The sequence below is a fragment of the Microbacterium sp. STRO-2N genome (assembly GCF_057747775.1).
Genome location: NZ_CM173223.1, coordinates 2,170,068 through 2,189,191 on the forward strand (window position 1 = coordinate 2,170,068; position 19,124 = coordinate 2,189,191).

Annotated in this window: 17 protein-coding genes and 1 tRNA gene; 9 read left to right on the forward strand and 9 right to left on the reverse strand. The window is 70.5% G+C overall.

Features of this window, described 5'->3' with window-relative positions:
• Positions 1-87 precede the first annotated feature (87 nt).
• The 5 genes from AC3ANN_RS10180 (at position 88) to AC3ANN_RS10200 (ending at position 3,925) form a co-directional block, all read left to right on the forward strand.
• The gene (locus AC3ANN_RS10180; RefSeq protein ID WP_488337292.1) at positions 88-780 is read left to right on the forward strand and encodes a phosphocholine cytidylyltransferase family protein; all 693 of its coding nucleotides are present in this window, start codon (positions 88-90) and stop codon (positions 778-780) included.
• Between the two features lie 76 nt (positions 781-856).
• Entirely contained in the window at positions 857-1,765 is a 909-nt protein-coding gene (locus AC3ANN_RS10185) for a hypothetical protein (protein ID WP_488337293.1), read from the forward strand.
• A 103-nt stretch (positions 1,766-1,868) separates the two neighbouring features.
• Entirely contained in the window at positions 1,869-2,171 is a 303-nt protein-coding gene (locus AC3ANN_RS10190; RefSeq protein ID WP_488337294.1) for a hypothetical protein, read from the forward strand.
• A gap of 38 nt (positions 2,172-2,209) precedes the next feature.
• Entirely contained in the window at positions 2,210-2,422 is a 213-nt protein-coding gene (locus tag AC3ANN_RS10195; RefSeq protein WP_488337295.1) for a hypothetical protein, read from the forward strand.
• Between the two features lie 99 nt (positions 2,423-2,521).
• On the forward strand, positions 2,522-3,925 hold the full coding sequence (locus tag AC3ANN_RS10200) for a maltokinase N-terminal cap-like domain-containing protein (RefSeq protein ID WP_488337296.1): 1,404 nt from the start codon (positions 2,522-2,524) through the stop codon (positions 3,923-3,925).
• Positions 3,926-3,940: 15 nt separating this feature from the next.
• Here AC3ANN_RS10200 and AC3ANN_RS10205 read toward each other — a convergent pair whose 3' ends face one another.
• Positions 3,941-5,221 carry a CDP-glycerol glycerophosphotransferase family protein gene (locus AC3ANN_RS10205; protein WP_488337297.1) on the reverse strand — a complete coding sequence of 427 codons (1,281 nt, stop codon included), beginning with the start codon at positions 5,219-5,221 and terminating at the stop codon, positions 3,941-3,943.
• 173 nt (positions 5,222-5,394) lie between these two features.
• Between AC3ANN_RS10205 and AC3ANN_RS10210 the strand changes: the two genes are divergently transcribed.
• Positions 5,395-6,420, forward strand: coding sequence for a glycosyltransferase (locus tag AC3ANN_RS10210; protein WP_488340814.1), 1,026 nt, complete (start codon positions 5,395-5,397; stop codon positions 6,418-6,420).
• A gap of 21 nt (positions 6,421-6,441) precedes the next feature.
• Here the strand turns inward: AC3ANN_RS10210 and AC3ANN_RS10215 are convergent, their stop codons facing one another.
• The 3 genes from AC3ANN_RS10215 to AC3ANN_RS10225 all read right to left on the reverse strand — a co-directional run bounded on the left by AC3ANN_RS10215 (position 6,442) and on the right by AC3ANN_RS10225 (position 10,797).
• Complete coding sequence (locus AC3ANN_RS10215; protein WP_488337298.1) at positions 6,442-7,905, reverse strand: CDP-glycerol glycerophosphotransferase family protein; 1,464 nt, start codon at positions 7,903-7,905, stop codon at positions 6,442-6,444.
• Positions 7,902-9,170: a CDP-glycerol glycerophosphotransferase family protein gene (locus AC3ANN_RS10220; protein ID WP_488337299.1), complete on the reverse strand. Its 1,269-nt coding sequence runs from the start codon at positions 9,168-9,170 to the stop codon at positions 7,902-7,904. The genes AC3ANN_RS10215 and AC3ANN_RS10220 overlap by 4 nt, the downstream gene beginning before the upstream one ends.
• Positions 9,171-9,234: 64 nt before the next feature.
• Entirely contained in the window at positions 9,235-10,797 is a 1,563-nt protein-coding gene (locus tag AC3ANN_RS10225) for a S1C family serine protease (protein WP_488337300.1), read from the reverse strand.
• Between the two features lie 118 nt (positions 10,798-10,915).
• Between AC3ANN_RS10225 and AC3ANN_RS10230 the strand changes: the two genes are divergently transcribed.
• The gene (locus tag AC3ANN_RS10230) at positions 10,916-12,115 is read left to right on the forward strand and encodes an aminotransferase class I/II-fold pyridoxal phosphate-dependent enzyme (protein ID WP_488337301.1); all 1,200 of its coding nucleotides are present in this window, start codon (positions 10,916-10,918) and stop codon (positions 12,113-12,115) included.
• 7 nt (positions 12,116-12,122) lie between these two features.
• Here AC3ANN_RS10230 and AC3ANN_RS10235 read toward each other — a convergent pair whose 3' ends face one another.
• Both AC3ANN_RS10235 and AC3ANN_RS10240 read right to left on the reverse strand, forming a co-directional pair.
• On the reverse strand, positions 12,123-12,932 hold the full coding sequence (locus tag AC3ANN_RS10235; RefSeq protein ID WP_488337302.1) for a carbon-nitrogen hydrolase family protein: 810 nt from the start codon (positions 12,930-12,932) through the stop codon (positions 12,123-12,125).
• Entirely contained in the window at positions 12,929-13,450 is a 522-nt protein-coding gene (locus tag AC3ANN_RS10240; protein WP_488337303.1) for a DUF6328 family protein, read from the reverse strand. The genes AC3ANN_RS10235 and AC3ANN_RS10240 overlap by 4 nt, the downstream gene beginning before the upstream one ends.
• 91 nt (positions 13,451-13,541) lie before the next feature.
• On the opposite strand from AC3ANN_RS10240, the gene AC3ANN_RS10245 reads away from it, so the two are divergent.
• Positions 13,542-13,615 (forward strand) — tRNA-Met (locus AC3ANN_RS10245).
• Between the two features lie 52 nt (positions 13,616-13,667).
• Here AC3ANN_RS10245 and AC3ANN_RS10250 read toward each other — a convergent pair.
• Positions 13,668-14,144, reverse strand: a complete 477-nt coding sequence (locus AC3ANN_RS10250; protein WP_488337304.1) for a MarR family winged helix-turn-helix transcriptional regulator — start codon at positions 14,142-14,144, stop codon at positions 13,668-13,670.
• A gap of 79 nt (positions 14,145-14,223) precedes the next feature.
• Here AC3ANN_RS10250 and idi point away from each other — a divergent pair, with 79 nt between their 5' ends.
• A complete protein-coding gene (idi, locus tag AC3ANN_RS10255; protein WP_488337305.1) occupies positions 14,224-14,775 on the forward strand; it encodes an isopentenyl-diphosphate Delta-isomerase in 552 nt (183 codons plus the stop codon).
• A 77-nt stretch (positions 14,776-14,852) separates the two neighbouring features.
• Here the strand turns inward: idi and AC3ANN_RS10260 are convergent, their stop codons facing one another.
• Entirely contained in the window at positions 14,853-17,777 is a 2,925-nt protein-coding gene (locus tag AC3ANN_RS10260; RefSeq protein ID WP_488337306.1) for a UPF0182 family membrane protein, read from the reverse strand.
• A gap of 79 nt (positions 17,778-17,856) precedes the next feature.
• A complete protein-coding gene (locus AC3ANN_RS10265) occupies positions 17,857-18,981 on the reverse strand; it encodes a YlbL family protein (RefSeq protein WP_488337307.1) in 1,125 nt (374 codons plus the stop codon).
• Positions 18,982-19,124: the final 143 nt, after the last annotated feature.

Sequence of the window (19,124 nt, forward strand, 5' to 3'; positions counted from 1 at the left end):
CTCAGGCGTCCTCGCTAGCATGAACTCGGCACGAAGGGGTGTCTCGTCGGTGAATCTCCGATGAACCACGCACTTCAGGAGCAGACTTTGACCCTTCAGACCGTCATCCTCGCGGCCGGCATGGGCTCACGCCTGGGCCGCAGCCTCCCCAAGCCGCTGACCGAGCTCAGCGACGGCCGCAGCATCATGCAGCAGCAGCACGACAACATCCGTGCCGCGTTCGGCGACGACGCCAGGATCACGACCGTGGTGGGCTACCGGGCCGAGACGATCGTCGAGGCGTTCCCCCACGTCGACTACGTCTACAACGACCGCTACGACCAGACGAACACCTCGAAGAGTCTGCTGCGCGCGCTCGCCAGCACCGGCAAGGGCAGCGTGCTGTGGATGAACGGCGACGTCGTCTTCGATCCGCGCGTGCTGGGCCGGGCGATCGAGCTCATCGAGCGTGACCAGTCCTTCGTCACGGTGAACACCTCGAAGGTCAGCGACGAAGAGGTCAAGTACACCGTCACGTCCGAGGGCTACATCAACGAGCTGTCGAAGACCGTCAAGGGCGGAATCGGCGAGGCCGTCGGCATCAACTACATCTCGAGCCGCGACAAGAAGGCATTCATGCGCGAGCTCACGCGCGTCGACGACCAGGACTACTTCGAGCGTGGGCTCGAGCTCGCGATCGCCGAGGACGGCCTCCTGCTCGAGCCCCTCGACATCTCGGATCTGTACGCCGTCGAGGTGGACTTCGCAGAAGACCTCGAGCGCGCCAACCTCTTCGTCTGAGTTCGCCGCTGACCTGAGACACCTTTGCTGTCAACCCTGAGCGACCGCTCAGGCTCGCACGCATAGGATCGGCCCGATGGCCGACAAAGTGCACCGGATCCACTCCCTGCCGGGGGACGCACCCTGGCAGGGCGGGCTCCCGCCTGCCGGGTCGGAAGAGCACCCGTTCACCATTCGCGCGCTCGACCGTGTGCTCGCGATCCAGCGGCCGGTCGTGGTCGCCCACCTGCGCAGCATCCGTCTGCGTCATCCGGACGCCTCGCCCGCCGACATCGTGCGGATCCTCGAGCGTCGATATCTCGCAGCCGTGACGACGGGCGGCGCCGCCGTGGGCGCCACGGCCGTCATCCCCGGCATCGGAACCGGCGTCACGCTCGCGCTGAGCGGTGTCGAAACGGTCGCCTTCCTCGAGGCGACGGCCCTCTTCGCGCAGTCGGTGGCCGAGGTCCACGGCATCCCCGTCGCCGATCCGGATCGCGCCCGCGCGCTCGTGCTCACCCTGATGCTGGGCAAGGAGGGCGTCGATCTCGTCGCCCAGCTGGCCGGTCAGGCGACCGGGCGCGGCCCCGCGCGATCGACGTACTGGGGCGAACTGGTCACCAAGACGCTCCCCCGGGCCGCGGTCGGACCGCTCGTGGACCGGCTGAAGTCGGCATTCATCCACCAGTTCGCCGCGCGGGGCGGCGCGTCGTGGCTCGGCAAGGCCCTGCCGTTCGGAGTCGGCGCCGTGATCGGCGGCGCAGGGAACAACATCCTCGGGCGCCGGGTGCTCGTCGGCTCTCGGCGCGCGTTCGGGATCCCGCCGGTGGTGCTGCCTCCCGAGCTCGAGCCCCGGCCGGACTCGGAGCGTCTCGAGCGACTCGCCGGGCGCGGCATCCGTCGCGCCGGCGAGGCGGTCGTGGGAGGCGTGACGCGCGGCGCGGCGACCGTGGGCAGAGTCGTGCGACGTCGCAAGCCCGAGATCGAACCGCCGGCGGACGACTGAGGCTCCTCCCCAAGCGGGGCCCGTGACGGAGTTCGCACAGAGCGGGCGCGGCGGCCGTCCTGGCGCCGCCCGCGCGTCCGATGTCGCGCCTAGCGTCTCGCGAATGCTGCGTGCGCTCGATCCCGACGAACCCCGTCCGCCCTTGGCCTACCGCGTGCCCTGGAGGGTCGACCGCATCTACGACCGGCATCCGCTCGTCACCAATGCGAGTCCGTCGCCACTGGACTTCGTGAGCGTGTTCATCGACCGCGGCGCTTCCACCACGACCGAGCACTGGGGACAGATGCCGCCCGGTGACACCGGCGAGGTGTGCCTGTGCGACGCCGACCCGGACGAAAGCGTCGTGACGCTCGCGTGGTTCCGTCCCGACGACGGCGAGGAGTACCTCTGGCGATTCGTGATGTGACGGCGCCGTCGTGGGCGCGACGGGGTGAGAATGGCGTCATGGGTCTGTTCGTCCAGCGTCCTGAAGAGCCTGCCGAGTGGGCGGGGATCCCGTCCGAGCCCGAGCGAGCCCAGTCCGCCGCCGAGCGTCTGGCGGATGCCGCGGCCGTCGACTTCGGCCTCCTCGGCGACGGCGCCGTCGAGTCGATCGTGATTCCCGTCGCGCCGGTCGTCGAGATCACCGAGTCGCAGGAGTCCCCCGCCGACGAGTGACGCTGAGCGCTACTGCTGCCCACGCGCACGACAGCCCGTCTGCAAGCGCTTGCAGGTCGATGCTCGACAGTCACCGGGCCGAGGCATAACCTCGCATGTATGGACAGCACGTTGGCGTGCCTGGCGGCGTGGATGCCCCGGCAGCGGTGGTACGCCGCGAAGGCGCGTCCGCCGAGCCTCCGCCTCGTGTCATGGTGGGAGCTGCCCGCCCCGTCGCAGGTGGGCGTCGCCGCCGATGCGTCAGCGGATTCCGATGTGCGCATACGCACCTACCTCGTCGCCGATGAAGGCGCCCTGCCCGCCGTCCTGTACCAGATCCCGGTCGTCGCGCGCGCGACCGAGACGGTCGATGCCGACCCCGATCACGTGATCGGCAGCCCTGAACCCGGAACGACCTTCATCGACGGACCGTTCGATCCGGCGTACGCCGACGCGCTGCTGCGGCTGATCATCTCCGGGGCGATGGCCGAGGGTCCCCAGACGCGCGTCGCCGGCCGTCCCGTGGACGGGGAGGCGTTCGACGACATGCGGAGCTCCCGCGTCGTCACCGGCGAGCAGTCCAACACCTCGCTCATCTACGAGGGCGGTGAGCGGCCGGTGATCTGCAAGGTGTATCGGCAGGTGCACCCGGGGCTCAATCCCGACATCGAACTGCAGATCGCCCTCGCGACGGCCGGCTCGTCGCGCGTGCCGCGGCCGGTGGGCTGGGTGGAGGGCCTGTGGCCCGACCTCGAGACGGCGCACGGCTCCGTCCGCGGATCTCTCGCCTTCGCCCAGGAGTTCCTGCCCGACGTCGAGGACGCGTGGCGCGTCGCCCTGCTCGCCGCCGCGCGCGGCGACGACTTCCGCGCGCAGGCGCGTGCGCTCGGAGCCGCCACCGCCGACGTCCACCTGGCTCTCGCCGAGTGCTTCCCCACCCGAACCCCGACCGCGCGCGATCGCGAGGTCACGGCGTCGACGTGGGCTCGCCGGCTCGCGATCGCGATCGCGGAGGTTCCCGAGATCTCGGAGCGGCGCGCGGTCGCCGAGGCGGTGTATCGGCGTGCCTCGGAAGTGGCGTGGCCGCCGTTGCAGCGGATCCACGGCGACTATCACCTCGGCCAGGTGATCCAAGCACCCGGACGCGGATGGGTGCTGCTCGACTTCGAGGGCGAGCCCCTCCGCCCGATGGCCGAGCGGACGCAGCCCGATCTCGCTCTGCGCGACGTCGCCGGCATGCTGCGCTCGTTCGACTACATCACCGGGTCGCTGCGGCTCGACGACCCCGAACGATCCCCGGAGGCTGTCCGCAGCTGGGCGCGGGACGCACGGCGGGCGTTCGTCGAGGGGTACGCCGCGACGTCCGGGACCGACCTCGATCCGAGGCACCCGCTTCTGGCCGCCCTCGAGCTCGACAAGGCGGTGTACGAGGCGATCTACGAGTCCCGCAACCGTCCGACGTGGGTGTCGATCCCGCTCGCGGCGATCTCACGCCTCGTCGAGCGTCCTGCCGCCGTCGCGTGACCCGCGGGCCCGCCGTCAGGATTCGTCGTCGAGGTCGGCCTCGTCTTCCGGTTCGCCCTCGTCCTCGTCCTGAGCCGTCTTCGCGTACCAGTCGTCCCACTCGTGCATGAGGCGGTCGATCGCCGCGTGGAAGCGTGCCGTGGCGGCGCCGGGCGACGTGTCGCCGAAGTAGTGCGACACCCAGTGCTCGAGACGCTCGACGGCCTCGGGGTCGCCCAGCACGCGGTCGGTCTCGGCGACGATGTCGCGTGCGGCGGATGCCTCGAGCCACTCGCACGCCGAGAGGTAGCCGTGCGTGTCGATCGCCGCCGCCGGATCGACCGGTCGCGTGATCATGAGCGGCTTGTCGGCGGCGAGCCGGTCGTACACCATCGCCGAGATGTCGACGATGGCGACATCGGCCGCCGCCAGCTGCCAGCCGAGGTCCGGACCGTCGTCGTAGACATGCTGAGCCGGACGATCCGAGGCGTTCGCGGCAGCGAGCGCGGCGATGATTCGGCGGTTCGCGGCCCCGTACTCGGGGTCCACGACCCCCGAGCGCGGGTGCGGGCGATAGATCACCCGGTGGCGGCCGGTCGCCAGCAGCGCCGACACGAGCGCTTCCCCGTGGGAGGCCACCGAGCCGTAGTGCGCCGACGGGCGGTCGCCCTCCCACGTCGGCGCGTACAGCACGACGGTGCGCTCATCAGGCGTGTACGGGAGGGTCCCGGAGTAGTGATCGGCCTGCGGTCGCCCGATGGGGATCGTGCGGTGGTCGATGTCGTAGTCCCACAGCACCCGCGAGAGTCGCTCGCGCGCCGCGTCGCCGGCGATCAGGGCGTAGTCGTACGCCTTGTACTGGTTCGTGGTCATGTACATCTTGTCGGACTCGCCGTGGTTGATGAACACGTGCCAGCGGCGGCCGTAGCGGAACATCTGGAAGTTCCGCGTGTTCTGGTTGACGTAGAGCACGACCCGGATGTCCTGGGTGGCGATGAACCGCTCGAGGTCGCGCACGGTGGGCACGAAGGCGACCGGCGGCGCATCCTCGGCGAGGAGCGCACGGGCGCCGGTGGCCGCGCGGCTCAGCACGACGACGGGCCATGTCTTCGACAGCTCCGCGAGCGGCTTGTACCACTGCCGCATCTGGTACATGTTCACCGCGCCGTCGGCGAAGTACACCGCGACCCGATAGTGGAACGACGGATGCGGCGGCCTGGCCGCGAGCGCGCGTCGCACGTCGACGACGGCCGAGCGGTTGCGCACGGCCTTGCGGACGAGCGCGACCGCCTTCTTCCCATCCGAGACGACACCCACCCGTCCAGACTAACCGGGTCACCAGCACGCCCTCAGCGTCATGAGCAGGGTCGTGAGCGGAGTCCTCAGCGGGTTCCCGGCGGTGCGCATGACATGATCGACGCGTGCATGTCGAGCAACACGGGCGCAAGGACGCTCCGGTCGTCCCTCCCGGTGCCGGCGTGAGCTTCGTCATGCCCGTGCTCAACGAGCGCGGCTACCTGCGCCGGGCCGTCGAGACGGTCCTCGCCCAGGACGTCGACGGACCCACCGAGCTGATCCTGGCGCTCGGCCCCTCCACCGACGGCACGACCGAGCTCGCGCACGAGCTGGCCCGCACGGACGAACGGCTCGTCCTCGTCGACAACCCTGCGGCCGACATCCCGGTCGGGCTCAACCTCGCGATCCGCACCGGACGCTACCCGACCGTCGTGCGGGTCGACGCCCACTCCGAGCTCGACCCGTCGTACACCCGGCATGCTCTGGCGACCCTCGATCGCGTGCGCGCGGCGAACGTCGGCGGCGTGATGCGCGCGGAGGGGCGCACCCCGTTCCAGCGTGCGGTCGCGCGCGCGTACAACTCCCCCATCGGGCTCGGCGGCGGCGCGTACCACGGAGGCACGCAGGAGGGCGAAGCGGAGTCGGCGTATCTCGGCGTGATGCGCCGCGCGGTCCTCGAGGAGGTGGGCCTGTTCGACGAGTCCATCCGGCGCGGCGAGGACTGGGAGCTGAATCTCCGCATCCGCCGCGCGGGCTACCGCGTGTGGTTCGATCCGACCCTCGACGTCACGTATTGGCCGCGCGAGAGCTGGACGCGCCTGGTGCGCCAGTTCTCGGCGACCGGCCGGTGGCGGGGCGAGCTCGTCCGCCGCTTCGGGCGCGGCAACTCGCTGCGATTCTTCGCGCCGCCCGCTCTGGTGCTGGCGATCCTGCTCTCCGTCGTCGTCGGCGCGCTGCAGCTGACGGGCGTCCTGCAGGGATGGTGGTCGGTCGCGGCATCCGTCGTCTACCTCCCCGTCCTCGCGTACGCGCTGCTCGTCATCGCGGTCGCGATCGGACCGGGCGGCGGCCACGGGTGGCGCGACAAGATCTGGACGGCCGCCGTGCTGCCCTCGATGCACCTCGCGTGGGGCTGGGGATTCCTCATCGGCCTCGCGCGCGGCGCGCACGACACCGTCGACACCTCCCGGCTCGGCAGCCGCAACACACCGCTGCCGTGAGCCGGACGGACCCGCAGACGCTCAGCCGGCCTCGACGAACCCCTGGTCGAGGATGCGCGTGACGACGCGCTCGGACGCGCGGCCGTCGTCGCGTGCGTTGAACTTGTCTCGCCACGCCGCGTATTTCGAGGCGTACGTCGACGCGTGGGCGTCCTGATCGGAGTCCGAGATCGCGCGCACGAGCTCGTCCTCCGACCCCACGACCGGACCCGGGGCGTGCGCCGCGAGGTCGAAGTAGAAGCCGCGCAGCTCGCCCCGATAGTGCTCCATGTCGGGCACGAGGAAGTACATCGGCTTGCCGGTCACAGAGAAGTCGAACATGACCGACGAGTAGTCCGTCACGAGTGCGTCGGCGACGAGCAGCAGCAGTGACGTGTCGGGGAAGCCGGTGACGTCTATGACGCGCGGGCCCTCGGCATCCCGTCCCGGCAGCAGCGTGCGCGAATGACCGCGCACCAGCACCACGGAGTCGGTCGCCGCGGCCAGTCGGGCCGGATCGACGAAGTCGACGATCTGGTCCCGGTCGTCCCGCCAGGTCGGCGCGTACAGCAGCACGCGTTCGCCGGGACGGATGCCGAGCGCCTCTCGCGTTGCCGAGCCGTCCCCGTTGGTCAGCACGTCGTTGCGGGGGTACCCCTCGACCCAGATCGGGCGTGTCAGGAACGCGTAGGCCTTGCCGAGGATCGTCGCCGCGTACGGGTTCTGCGCCAGGAGGACGTTCCACCGCCGCGACTCGCGGATCACGGCGGCCATGCGGCGCGGGTCGAATCCGGGGCGGTGCAGCGCCAGTCGCTTGAGCGGCGTGCCGTGCCAGGTCTGCAGCACGACCTGCCCGCGTCGCCGCACGAACCGGCGGCGCAGCCAGTCGTTGACGACCAGTAGCCGGGCCGCTCCCCTCGCGCGCCACCACTCCGGGCTGCCCTCGACCACGGCGACGGCGCCCTCCGGCACCGCGACCGACAGGTCGACGACGCTCCAGTAGCGCGTCACGCCCGGCACTCGTCGTGCCAGCTCGCGGTCGATCGCGAGCGGGTTGCAGCTGGCGTTGCGCCCGTAGAAGCTCTCGAAGAACACCGCGTTCTCGAAGCCGGCGGGCCGGGTGGCGTAGCGGCGCTCGAGCGCGTCCTGTCCCTCGCCCGAGTCGTACGCGGGGTCCACCGGCGGCCCGATGAGCAGCGTCCAGCCGTCCAGCTGCGCGCGCAGGGTTCCCAGCTGCGTCAGCGGCAGAGCCTCCGGCGGACGGATGCCTCGCGCCTCGGAATCCGCGATGCGCACGTCGTACGTCCCGCCGGGCAGCGGCAGCTCCGGTCCGCCCCAGCGGGCGGCGCGCAGCGGCACGACCGCACGCCAGGTCTTGCCGCGGCCGGTGAGGGTCGCAGCGGCACGGGCGCGCGGACCGACGACCTCGACCGCCGCGGGACGCTCGCCGGAGCCGGTGAGCACCAGCGCCGCTCCCCCGTCGGTCGTGAAGCGCGCGTCGGTCATCGGTCTCCCTCCGTCGGGCGGGCAAGGCCTGCCAGGATCGCACGGTACACCCTCTCGGCGTTGCGCCCGTCGCGATGAGCGTGAACGCGGTCGCTCAGTGATCGCGACCGGGCCACGCGGCGCTCCCGCTCGGCGGCGTCGCCGAGGATCGCGTCGAGCTGCGCGGCCGCGCCGGTCCAGTCCGTCGCCCAGTCGTCACCGGCGACGTCTTCGTACCGCCCGTAGAAACCCCGGCGACGCGCATACGCCGCCACATCGGGAGCGAGGAACACGACCGGCAGCGGCACGAGCGCCGCATCGAAGGCGAGCGACGAGAAGTCGGTCACGAGGGCGTCGAGGGCGGGCAGCAGTGGCGTCACGTCGGGCACGAGGTCACTGCCGAGCGTCTGGATGCGATCCGTGGTGAACGGCGGCGCGTAGTCTCCTGCCCCGAGCGGGTGGGAGCGGACGAGCATCGTCGCACCGCGCCGCGTGAGCACGTCGAGGATGCCTCGCCACTCGTCGTCGCTGGGCACGGCGGGATCGGGCGCTCCGTCGCGCCAGGTCGGCGCGTACAGCACGACATTCGACGATTGGTCCAGGCGCGGCACGGCCTCGCCCAAGGCGGCTCGCGCGGCAGACCGCCGGTCGTGGGCCGTGCCGGCCGACAGCACGTCGACGCGCGGCTCCCCCGTCACCGGGACCCGCGTGTCGGCCAGTGCGAACGCCGACTCGAGGCGACCGCGCACGACGTGCGACGCCGCCGGAAGCAGTCGGATCCGCCGCGCCGCCGTGCGGAACATCGCACGCAGCAGCGCGCGCGCCGGCGCGGCGAGCGGCGTGCGTGCGAGGGCAGCGGGCACGCGCAGGGTCTCGCGGGAGTCGAGTCCGATGCGCTTGAGCGGGATGCCGTGCCACAGCTGCACGACGAATGCGCCGGAGACCGCATAGCGGTTGACGTCGCCGAATCCGTGTGTGACGACCACGACACGTGCGCGGGCGGTGCGCCAGAGCCCTTTCAGCGAACGCTTCGGAACGGTCGGGATGCCGAGTGCCGCGGCATCCCGCGCCTCCCGGGCCGACCCGACCAGCCACACCGCCGGGAGTCCGTCGGCCTCGGCCGCGTGCCACAGTGCGAGCGCACCGTCGGCGATGCCGACTGCGCAGCCGAACACCCATTCGTCGCGCGAGCGCGGGACGACGGCGGTCAGCAGACGCCCCAGCGCATACAACGGGATGGCCGCGAGCTTCTTCGCATTTCCCGCGCCGAACGAGAAGGACGCCACCCCGCGAGCCTACCGTCCGCGTCGCGGAGGTGCTCGCCGGGTGGCGTCCTGGACCTGCTGGGGATTACTGCTCGAGGGCTCCGAGCGTGACCTCGGCGGTGTGGGTCTCGCCGTCCCGGACGTACGTGACCTCGGCCTTGCTGCCCGCAGCGAGCGCACGCACCTGCGCCGTGAGGTCGGTCGCGTCGGTGATCGGAACGCCGTCGAACGCGGTCACGATGTCACCCGCCTGCAGCCCCGCGGCCTCGGCGGGACCTCCCTCGGTGACATCCTCGAGGTAGGCGCCGGAGATCGTGGCGTCCTCGACGGATGCCGCGGGCCGCACCATCGCACCGAGAAGACCGTGCGTCGCCTCGCCGTTCTCGATGATCTCGCCGGTCACGCGCTCGACCACCTCGGACGGGATCGAGAATCCGACGCCGATCGAGCCCGATCCGTCGGCCTGGCCGCCCGCCGTCGCGATCGCGACGTTGATGCCGATGAGCTTGCCCTCGGAGTCGACGAGCGCACCACCGGAGTTGCCGGGGTTGATGGCCGCGTCCGTCTGGATCACGGCGATCGAGATCGTCTCGGTCGGCGTCTGCTGCTGCTGTCCCTGTCCGAAGTCGAACCGGAACGGACCCTCCTGGCCGTTCTCGCCCTCGTCCTCCTGCGGCTGATCCTCGGCACCGGTGTCGGGCGCCGCCGACGAGGCGATCTGGATCGAGCGGTTCAGCGCGCTCACGATGCCGGTGGTGACGGTGTTGGCGAGGCCCAGCGGGGCGCCCACCGCGATCGTCTCGTCACCGACGTTGAGCTTGCTGGAGTCGGCGAACTCGATCGGCGTCAGGCCCTCGGCATCCGTCAGCTTGATGACCGCGAGGTCGTACATGGGGTCGAGGCCCACCACCTCGGCGTCGTACACGCGGCCGTCCGAGGTCGTGACGCGGATCGCCGCGTCGCCGGTCGCGCCGTCGAGGGTCACGACGTGCGTGTTCGTGACGACGTAGCCGTCCTCGGTGAGCACGACGCCCGATCCGGTGCCGCTGCCGGCCTCGCCCTGAGCGGCGATCGTGACGACGCTCGGGACCACCTTGGCGGCGATCGCGGTGGTCTGGTTGACCGAGTCCGTGTCGTTGACGGTCACGGTGGTCGGTCCCGCCTCGGGGGACGTGCTCGTCGGCGCGAACCACGTGAGGCCCGCGTACGTTCCGCCCAGGCCCGCGGCACCGCCGACGATCGCGGCGGCGACCATGAGGCCGACGACCTTGCCCGCCCCCGATGCCTTCTTGGGGCCCGCCGGTGACGAAGACGAGGTGGAGGCCTCGGCCGCGCCGCCGATCGGGATCGTGCGCTGCGTGTCGGTCGCGGGAGCGCCGAAGGCGGCGCCCGGCGCGCTCTGCTGCGGGGCGTGCGGCGCCTGACCGGCGTAGCCGGGCTGGCCCGCGGGCTGACCCGCATACCCCTGCGGCCGTGCGTACGCGTGCGCGCCGGACGGGTATCCGGCGGGCGGCTGGAACGAGGCTGCGGCGGTCGCGGCGGGTGTCGCAGGCTGCGCGGGCGGGGCCGTCGGAGCGGCCGGCACCGGCGGAACCGGCGGCACGTCGGGTGTCTGGTCTTCGGGGCGCTCGCCCTGGGTGTCGGTCATGATTGCTCCTTCTGCCAAGCACTCACCACATTGCCCATCGATGCTGTGCGTTTCTTATGTCGCGAATGGGACTCGCCTATGCAATGGACCAGAACGAGCCGGAGTAGCGTGAAGCGATATGCGACAGATCTCTGGAGCGTGGCGCCGCACGGCCGTCGGCGCCGGACTCGCCGGCTCCGACGGATCCATCCGTCCCACCATCTTCGCCGAGATGTCGGCCCTCGCGGCGCGAACCGGCTCGATCAACCTCGGACAGGGCTTCCCCGATGAGGACGGCCCGGCGGAAGTGCTCGAGACGGCCCGCGCCGCGATCGCGAACGGCGTCAACCAGTACCCGCCGGGTCGCGGCATCCCGGATCTGCTCCAGGCCATCGCGGAGCACCAGGAGCGGTTCTACGGCCTCCGCGTCGACCCCGCCCGCGACGTGCTCGTGACCGCCGGAGCGACCGAGGCCCTGGCGGCGACGCTCCTCGCCCTGCTCGACGGCGCGGACGACGAGGTCGTCGTGTTCGAGCCGTACTACGACGCCTACGCGGCGGTCGCGGCTCTCGCCGGAGCGCGCCTGGTCACGGTGCCGCTGCGCTGGCCCGACTTCCAGCCCGACCTCGACGAGCTTCGCGCGGCTGTGACAGACCGCACCCGCATCATCCTCGTCAACGACCCGCACAATCCGACGGGCGCGGTGTTCACCGCAGAGGTGAGGGAAGAGCTGGTGCGCCTCGCCGATCGTCACGACGCGATCCTCGTCACCGACGAGGTGTACGAGCACCTCATCTTCGGACAGGCGCATGTGCCACTCGCGACGCTGCCCGGCGCGTGGGAGCGCACGCTCACGATCTCGTCCGGAGGCAAGACGTTCTCGACCACGGGCTGGAAGATCGGCTGGATCACGGGTCCGGCGGCACTGGTGGACGCGGTGCTCGCGGTCAAGCAGTTCCTCACGTACGTCAACGGCAGCCCGTTCCAGCCCGCGATCGCGGCGGGTCTGCGCCTGGGAGACGCGTTCTTCCATGGCATCTCCGAGACGCTCCGCGCCAAGCGCGATCTGCTGGGAGAAGGGCTCCGCGCGGCCGGCTTCGCGGTGTCGACCCCCGCCGGCTCGTATTTCACCGTGGCCGACGCCGCCACGCTGGGGGCGACGGATGCCGCGGCCTTCTGCCGCGCGCTTCCCGAGCGGTCCGGGGTCGTCGCCATCCCGCTCACCGCCTTCACGACGGAGGCGCGCCGCGCCGAGTACGCCACGCTGGTGCGCTTCGCCGCGTGCAAGCGTACGGACGTGCTCGAGGAGGCGGCATCCCGCCTTGCCTCGCTCTCCTGAGCACTCCTCAGGACCCGCGGGGCACCACGCCGAGCCGTCGCAGCCGCAGCGAAGGGTTCACGCGGCGCACGCGCTCCAGAGCCCCGATGTCGAGGTGTGCGACGGCGACATCGGTGGCGGTGCCGACCGCCGCGATCTCGACGCCCTGCGGGTCGACGACGAGCGAACTCCCGACCCCGAGCGGTGGCGGATGGTCGGCGGCCGCGACGTACACCGTGTTCTCGATGGCGCGGGCGTGCAGCAGCGTCCGCCAATGGTGCTCCTTCAGCGGCCCCCGCACCCATTCCGCGGGCACGAGGAAGACATCGGCGCCCGCGTCGACGAGGAGGCGCCCGACCTCGGGGAACCGGAGGTCGTAGCAGGTCATGAGCCCGAACCGGAGGCCCCCGAGCTCGAAGGTCTGCGGCGGCGCGAGGTCGCCCGCCTGCACCCAGTCCGACTCGCGCTGCCCGAACGCGTCGTACAGGTGGAGCTTGCGGTAGTGCGCGCGCAGCCCGTCGGGGCCGACCGCCACCACCGTGTTGCGGATGCGGTGGGCGTCGTCGCCGGTCTCGAGGAGCCCGGCGACCACCACGACGTCATGCCGCCTGGCGAGATCTCCGAGCGCTTGCACGAACGGCCCGTCGAGCGGCTGCGCGTTCTCGGCCAGAGACGCGTCGAATGGATCGACGAAGTAGCTCGAGTATTCGGGGAACACCACCACTCTCGCGCCACGGGAGGATGCCGTCGCCACGAGTTCGGCGATGGAATCGAGGTTCGCCGACGTGTCGGCCGTCGGCGCGAACTGCGCAACGCCGAGGGCGAGCGTGCCGGTCATCGCGGACCTCCCCCGTCGGCGCGTACGCGTGCGCGGATGATGGCCGGTACGACCAGCCACAAGACGATGATGATCACGGCGAGGGCCAGGAGCACCCACCACACCGTCGCGCCGCCCACCACGACATCGAAGACGAACGCGACCACGCCGACCACCAGCACCGAGACCGTCAGGAGGGCGATGAGGAGCGCGACGTGGCCGAACCGCACGACCTCGGGCTTCGCGCCCTGCTGGAACAGACCGCGGTGCAGTGCGACGGGGGCGAGGGCCACGATCGAGCTCAGCGCCGACAGCACGACGAGGGTCAGGTACGCGACCCGCTGCCCTTCGGACAGGTCGGCGAAGGCGGGCTGGAATGCCAGCGCGAGCAGGAAGCCCGTGAGGATCTGCGTACCGGTCTGCAGTACGCGGAGCTCCTGCAGCACCTCGTTCCAGTTGCGGTCCGCACGCTCCTGCGGCGTCTCGTCGCGACCGTCACGGCGGTCGTCCTGGGGGTCGCGGTCGCGCTCGAAGGACATGCGCTCATCCTCTCTTCCACGCGCGAACGGAGCAAGCGGACGCCTCGCGTCGCGACCCTCGCGATATCCGTGCTAGGCTTACTTCTTGTGCCGCGGGGTGGAGCAGCTCGGTAGCTCGCTGGGCTCATAACCCAGAGGTCGCAGGTTCAAATCCTGTCCCCGCAACAGAAAACAAGAAGAGGGCGTCCCGCGAGGGACGCCCTCTTCTTGGCATCGGTCATGATGGAGGATCCATCGCAAGGCTCAATTCGTCGAGGAATCGGGCGATCACGGCGAGGTCGCGCTCGTCGTACTCGACGGCGACCGCGCGCATCGCGCGAAGCCTCAGCCCGAGGCTGCGGAAGAAGGCCTGGCGCGACTGGTCCGTGAGCACGACGACCCGTCCGCGACGGTCCCGCGGATGCGGACGCCGCTCGACGTGACCCGAGGCGACGAGTCGGTCCAGCAGCTTCGTCGTCGAGGCCGTCGTGATGCGGAGATGGTGTGCGATCTCGCGCGGGCTGACGGTGCGCCCCTGCTGCTCTCGCATGATGAGCAGACGGAGCGCCGCGAGGTCGGTGGCATTCATCCCCATGTCGCCCTTCATGCCGCTGTGCATGCGCTCCATCGCGTCGCTGAGCGCGCGGATGGACGTGAGGACGCGCATCACCGCGTGATCGTGCTCCGTCTGCGGAACCCAGCGCTCGGACATCATGGACGATCCTCCCCGACCCGTTGTAGCATCGCACAGGATGACGATTGCTAGCTAAGCTAGCTAGCTCGAGGAGCGAGTCATGACCGAGACCGACCATGTCGTACTGCTCGACGATGAGGGCCGCGCGATCGGGACTGCTCCCAAGAGCAGTGTCCACGGCACCGACACTCCCCTGCACCTCGCGTTCTCATGCCATGTGCTCAATCGCGACGGGGAGGTGCTCGTCACCCGCCGCGCGCTCGGCAAGCGCACGTGGCCGGGCGTGTGGAGCAACTCCTTCTGCGGGCATCCGCGACCCGCGGAACCGGTCATCGCCGCGGTGCGCCGGCACGCCGACTTCGAGCTCGGCCTGTCGCTCACCGACCTCGAGCTCGCCCTCCCGCTGTTCCGCTATCGCGCGACCGACGCCAACGGCATCGTCGAGCACGAGGTCTGCCCGGTGTACACCGCGCACACCGACGAAGAGCCCGTCCTCAATCCGCTCGAGGTCGTCGATGCCCACTGGGTCGAGCCCGGCGCCCTCGCCATGGCGATCGATGCGACGCCGTGGGCCTTCAGCCCCTGGCTCGTGCTGCAGGCCCCGCAGCTGCACCTGTTCGAGACCGCACCGCGTCGGCGACGGGCCTCATGAACTGGGGCGCGGCGCTCGCCGCCTGACCGCGCAGCGACGGAAGGCCGGCCCGCGGGCCGGCCTTCCGTCGTGCGCGTCTACTGCTGTGCGCCCAGCTCGATGAGCTTCTCGACCGCGGCGGTGAGTCGCTCGTCGGCGGCGCCGTACGCCGCCCAGTCGCCCGCCTGCAGCGCCTCCTGACGCTCCAGCATGGCCTGCTGCGCCTCTTCCAGGGCAGCCTGGTACTCATCCGCGGGAACCTCCGGATCGGGGGTCCCGCCCTCCTCCGGCGGCTCGGTGGGCTCGGGCTGGGGAGTCTCGCCCGGCGTGGGCGTGACCTCCTCGTCGCCGGTCGCGGCACCCGAGTCGCCGCCGAAGAGGACGTCGAGCGCCTCGCCCAGCGTGTCTTCGAACGCGATCTGGTCGCCGAAGGCCACGAGCACCTTGCGCAGCTGGGGCAGCTGGGTGCCTTCGGCCGCCTGGACGAACACCGGCTGCACGTACAGCAGGCCGCCGCCGACCGGCAGCGTCAGCAGGTTGCCGTTGAGAACCTCGGACTGGCCGATCGTGAGCACGTTGATCTGCTCCGACACGGTCGGATCGGAGTCGAATCGGTTCTGCACCTGACCGGGACCCGGGACCGTCGTCTCGGCATCGATCTCGAGCAGCCGCAGCTTGCCGTAGTCCTCGCCCTTGACGCCCGCCTCCGCGCCCGCGTTCGAGTCCGCCGCGAGGTAGCCCATGAGCACGTTGCGGCTCTCGGAGCCGGTCGTCGACGACGGGATGAACGTCGTGAACATCGAGAACGACGGGCTGGTCTGACCCGGCATCTGCATCGTCAGGTAGTACGGCGGCTGCAGGGTGTTGGGGTCCTGGGGGTCCTCGGGGGTCGCCCACGCGTTGTCGCGCTCGTAGAACGACTGCGCGTCGTCGACGTGGTACACCTGCAGCATCTCGCGCTGGACCTTGAACAGGTCGGTGGGATAGCGCACGTGGCTCATGAGGTCGGCCGACATCTCGCTGATCGGCTCGAGCGTCGTCGGGTACACGTTCTGCCACGCCTGCAGCATCGGGTCCTCGGGCTCCCACGCGTAGAGCGTGACCGAGCCGTCGTACGCGTCCACCGTCGCCTTCACCGAGTTGCGGATGTAGTTGATGTTGTCCATCGCGAAGCGCGGCTGCGTGTTGGTGGCGTCGGCGATCGCCTCCGACAGCGACACGGTCTTCGAGTACGGGTAGTTGGCGCTGAGCGTGTAGCCGTCGACGACCCACTTGATCCGGCCGTCCACCACAGTCGGGTAGGGGTCGCTGTCGAGCTCGAGGTAGGGCGCGACCTTCTTCACACGCGTGATCGGATCGCGGTCGTACAGGATCTGCGAGTCCTCGTTCACGCCGTCCGCGAAGAGGATCTGCTCGGACTGGAACTTCAGCGCGTAGATGAGGCGGTTGAACGCGTTGCCGACGGACGGGCCGCCGTCGCCCTCGAACGTCGTGCGCGGCCCGGTGCTGCCGTCCGACCCCGACGGGTAGTCGAGCTCGATCGGAGCGGCACCCTCCGGCGCGCCCACGATGGAGTACGGCGGGGACGACTCGCCGAAGTAGATCCGCGGCTGGAAGTCCGGGTTGTCCGACAGGAAGCCGGTGGCGGGGATTCCGCGCTCGAGGAACACCGGGTTGCCGTCGGCGGTGCGCTCGTTGCCCGCGGCGGCCACCATGCCGTACCCGTGCGTGTAGACGAGCGTCTCGTTGACCCACGACGATCCGGCTCCGAGCTGATCGACGTTCAGCTCGCGCACCGAGACGATGGTGTCCTGCATCGCGCCGTCGATCTCGTAGCGATCGACGTCGAGCGGATTGCGGAACCCGTAGTAGGGGCGGTACTGCTCGAGCTGACGGACGGTGGGCCCGATGATCGCCGGGTCCATGATCCGGATCTGCGCCGTCGTCGCCGCGTCACTGCGCAGCTGGCCGGTGTCGGCCGTCGTCGCGGCGGTGAACTCCGTCTTCTCGAGCCCGTCGATGCCGTAGGCGACCTTCGTGCCGTCGATGTTGCGCTGGAAGTACTCGCGCTCGTAGACGTCCTGGTTCGGCTGCACCTGGAAGGTGTTGACCACCCAGGGGTAGCCGACGCCGAGCACGATGGCAGAGACCACGAGCAGCGCGGTGGCGATGAGCGGGTACCGCCAGCGCCCGATGACGGCGGTGACGAAGAACAGGATCGCGACGATCACCGCGGCGAACGCGAGGATCGTCTGGCCCTGGATGATGGCGTTCGCCTCCGTGTAGCCGGGACCGGTGATGCGTCCGCCTGCGCCCGGCTCGACGAGCGTCTTGTAGCGGTCGAGCCACAGGCTCACGCCCTGGACGAGCAGGTACAGCCCGGCGATGACGGCGAGCTGGATGCGCGCGGACTTCGAGATGCGCAGCTCGCGCTGGCCGATGCGCACCGAGCCGTACAAGTACGACACGAGTGCCGTGACCAGCAGGCACACGAGCAGCACCGCCGACACGAACCCGACCAGGGAGGTCCAGAACGGCATCGCGAACAGGTAGAAGCCGGTGTCGAGGTGGAACTCGGGATCGGTGGTGTCGGTCGCGACGCCGTTGAACCACAGCCACGTGGTCTCCCACTGTGCTGACGCGGCGAACCCGGCGAAGAAGCCGAAGAAGACCGGGATGCCCCACATCGCCAGCCGCCGCAGCGGCTCGACGACCTCCTGGTAGCGGTCCAGCTGCGAGCTCAGGCGCGCGTAGACGGGCCTCAGGCGATAGGCGAGCTGGATCGAGAGCCACACCGGCACGGCCATGCCGAGGAACCCGATCACGAACATCACGACTCGCGCGACCCACTGCGTCACGAGCACCGACTCGAACCCGAGCTGCTCGAACCAGAGCCAGTCCGCGTAGAGGCTGGCGAAGACGAAGAACGCCACCACGAGGGCGGCGATGACCGCGAGGGTGATGGCGATGACGCGTCGGGAGCGGGAGGGTGTGGCCGAGGTCGGCGCTGCGGTCGTGGTCACCGTCCCATCCTAGGCGGCGGGCGCTGAGCGACCGCCCAGTCCGCGCTGAGCGAAATCCCCGAGAATCCGGAGGCGGGACTCAGCCGGCCGCGCAGGTCGGCAGGGTACTGACATCGCCGCCTTCCCGGACCGCGTCGAGCACGTCCAGGGCGTCGTCGAGGTTCTCCACGGCGAACACCTGCAGGTCGCCGGGGATGTTGCCGACCACCTCGTCGCAGTTGTCCGCAGGCGCGAGGAACCAGTCGGCTCCGGCATCCAGCGCTCCCCACATCTTCTGACGGATGCCGCCGATCGGGCCGACCTCGCCGTCGGCGGTGATGGTGCCGGTGCCGGCGACCCGATCGCCGCCGTTGAGCTCGCCGGGCGTGAGGGTGTCGATGATGCCGAGCGCGAACATCATTCCGGCACTCGGGCCGCCGACGTTGTTGAGCTGGATCGTCACGTCGATCGGGAACTCGTAGTCGGTGATGAGGTTGACGCCGATCAGCCACGTCGACTCCCCGTCGACCGTGGACTCCTTCGGGGTGATCTCGACGGTCTCCTCGTCGCCGCCGCGCTCGATCAGGAGCTCGACGGGTGCGCCGTCGGCCTCGTTGATGATCTGGCGCAGGGACGCGGCATCCGTCGCCGTCTCGCCGTCGGCCTCCAGGATGATGTCGCCCTCTTCGAGCACGCCCTGCGCCGCGGACTCGTCGAGGAGCGAGTGCACCGACAGCTGCGCGCCGACGTCGTAGCCGAGCTCGGTGAGGGCGGCCGCGGTGGCCTCCTGCTGGGAGTCCACCATCATCGCCGCGCTCTCCTCGTTGCGCTCGTCGGTGGTCTGCCCTTCGGGGAAGACGGCGTCGATCGGAAGCACGGCCTTGCTCGGGTCGAACCACGCCGTCGCGAGCTCGAACCACGACGGTGTGCGCTCCCGGTTGCCCTGCACCTGGACGGTGAGCAGATCCAGCGCGCCCTCGGTGGGGTACGTCTCGGCGCCCTCGATCGAGATCAGCGGCACCTCCTCGCCGTCGGCCGACTCGGCGGTGCCGAGCGTGTTGTACACCGGTCCGGGCCGCTGGATCACGTACGAGGTCGGCAGGAACGTGATGACGAGCAGCACCACCATCGCGACGGCGAGCGCCCACACCCCGGCGGCCGTGCGCCGCGACATGCGCTGCCGGGGCGCGGGCTCGATCGTCGTGTTCTCGTCGAACAGGGCCACGCGGGGACCTCTCTTCCGTGCCTTGTCGTTCGTCTGCCTGGTCGTTCGCGACCGGCGTAAGGCGTTCGGGTCCCGGCCGGGGAGTGCGATGGATGCTGCGACTAGCGTAGAGCGCGAGGGTCCTGACCTGCTGAAAGGCGGCT

Coding starts and splice junctions, on each gene's coding strand:
- AC3ANN_RS10185 (WP_488337293.1), top strand. CDS start 857: ATGGCCGACAAAGTGCACCGGATCCACTCCCTGCCGGGGGACGCACCC.
- AC3ANN_RS10190 (WP_488337294.1), top strand. CDS start 1,869: ATGCTGCGTGCGCTCGATCCCGACGAACCCCGTCCGCCCTTGGCCTAC.
- AC3ANN_RS10195 (WP_488337295.1), top strand. CDS start 2,210: ATGGGTCTGTTCGTCCAGCGTCCTGAAGAGCCTGCCGAGTGGGCGGGG.
- AC3ANN_RS10200 (WP_488337296.1), top strand. CDS start 2,522: ATGGACAGCACGTTGGCGTGCCTGGCGGCGTGGATGCCCCGGCAGCGG.
- AC3ANN_RS10210 (WP_488340814.1), top strand. CDS start 5,395: ATGCCCGTGCTCAACGAGCGCGGCTACCTGCGCCGGGCCGTCGAGACG.
- AC3ANN_RS10215 (WP_488337298.1), bottom strand. CDS start 7,905: ATGACCGACGCGCGCTTCACGACCGACGGGGGAGCGGCGCTGGTGCTC.
- AC3ANN_RS10225 (WP_488337300.1), bottom strand. CDS start 10,797: ATGACCGACACCCAGGGCGAGCGCCCCGAAGACCAGACACCCGACGTG.
- AC3ANN_RS10230 (WP_488337301.1), top strand. CDS start 10,916: ATGCGACAGATCTCTGGAGCGTGGCGCCGCACGGCCGTCGGCGCCGGA.
- AC3ANN_RS10235 (WP_488337302.1), bottom strand. CDS start 12,932: ATGACCGGCACGCTCGCCCTCGGCGTTGCGCAGTTCGCGCCGACGGCC.
- AC3ANN_RS10240 (WP_488337303.1), bottom strand. CDS start 13,450: ATGTCCTTCGAGCGCGACCGCGACCCCCAGGACGACCGCCGTGACGGT.
- AC3ANN_RS10250 (WP_488337304.1), bottom strand. CDS start 14,144: ATGATGTCCGAGCGCTGGGTTCCGCAGACGGAGCACGATCACGCGGTG.
- idi (WP_488337305.1), top strand. CDS start 14,224: ATGACCGAGACCGACCATGTCGTACTGCTCGACGATGAGGGCCGCGCG.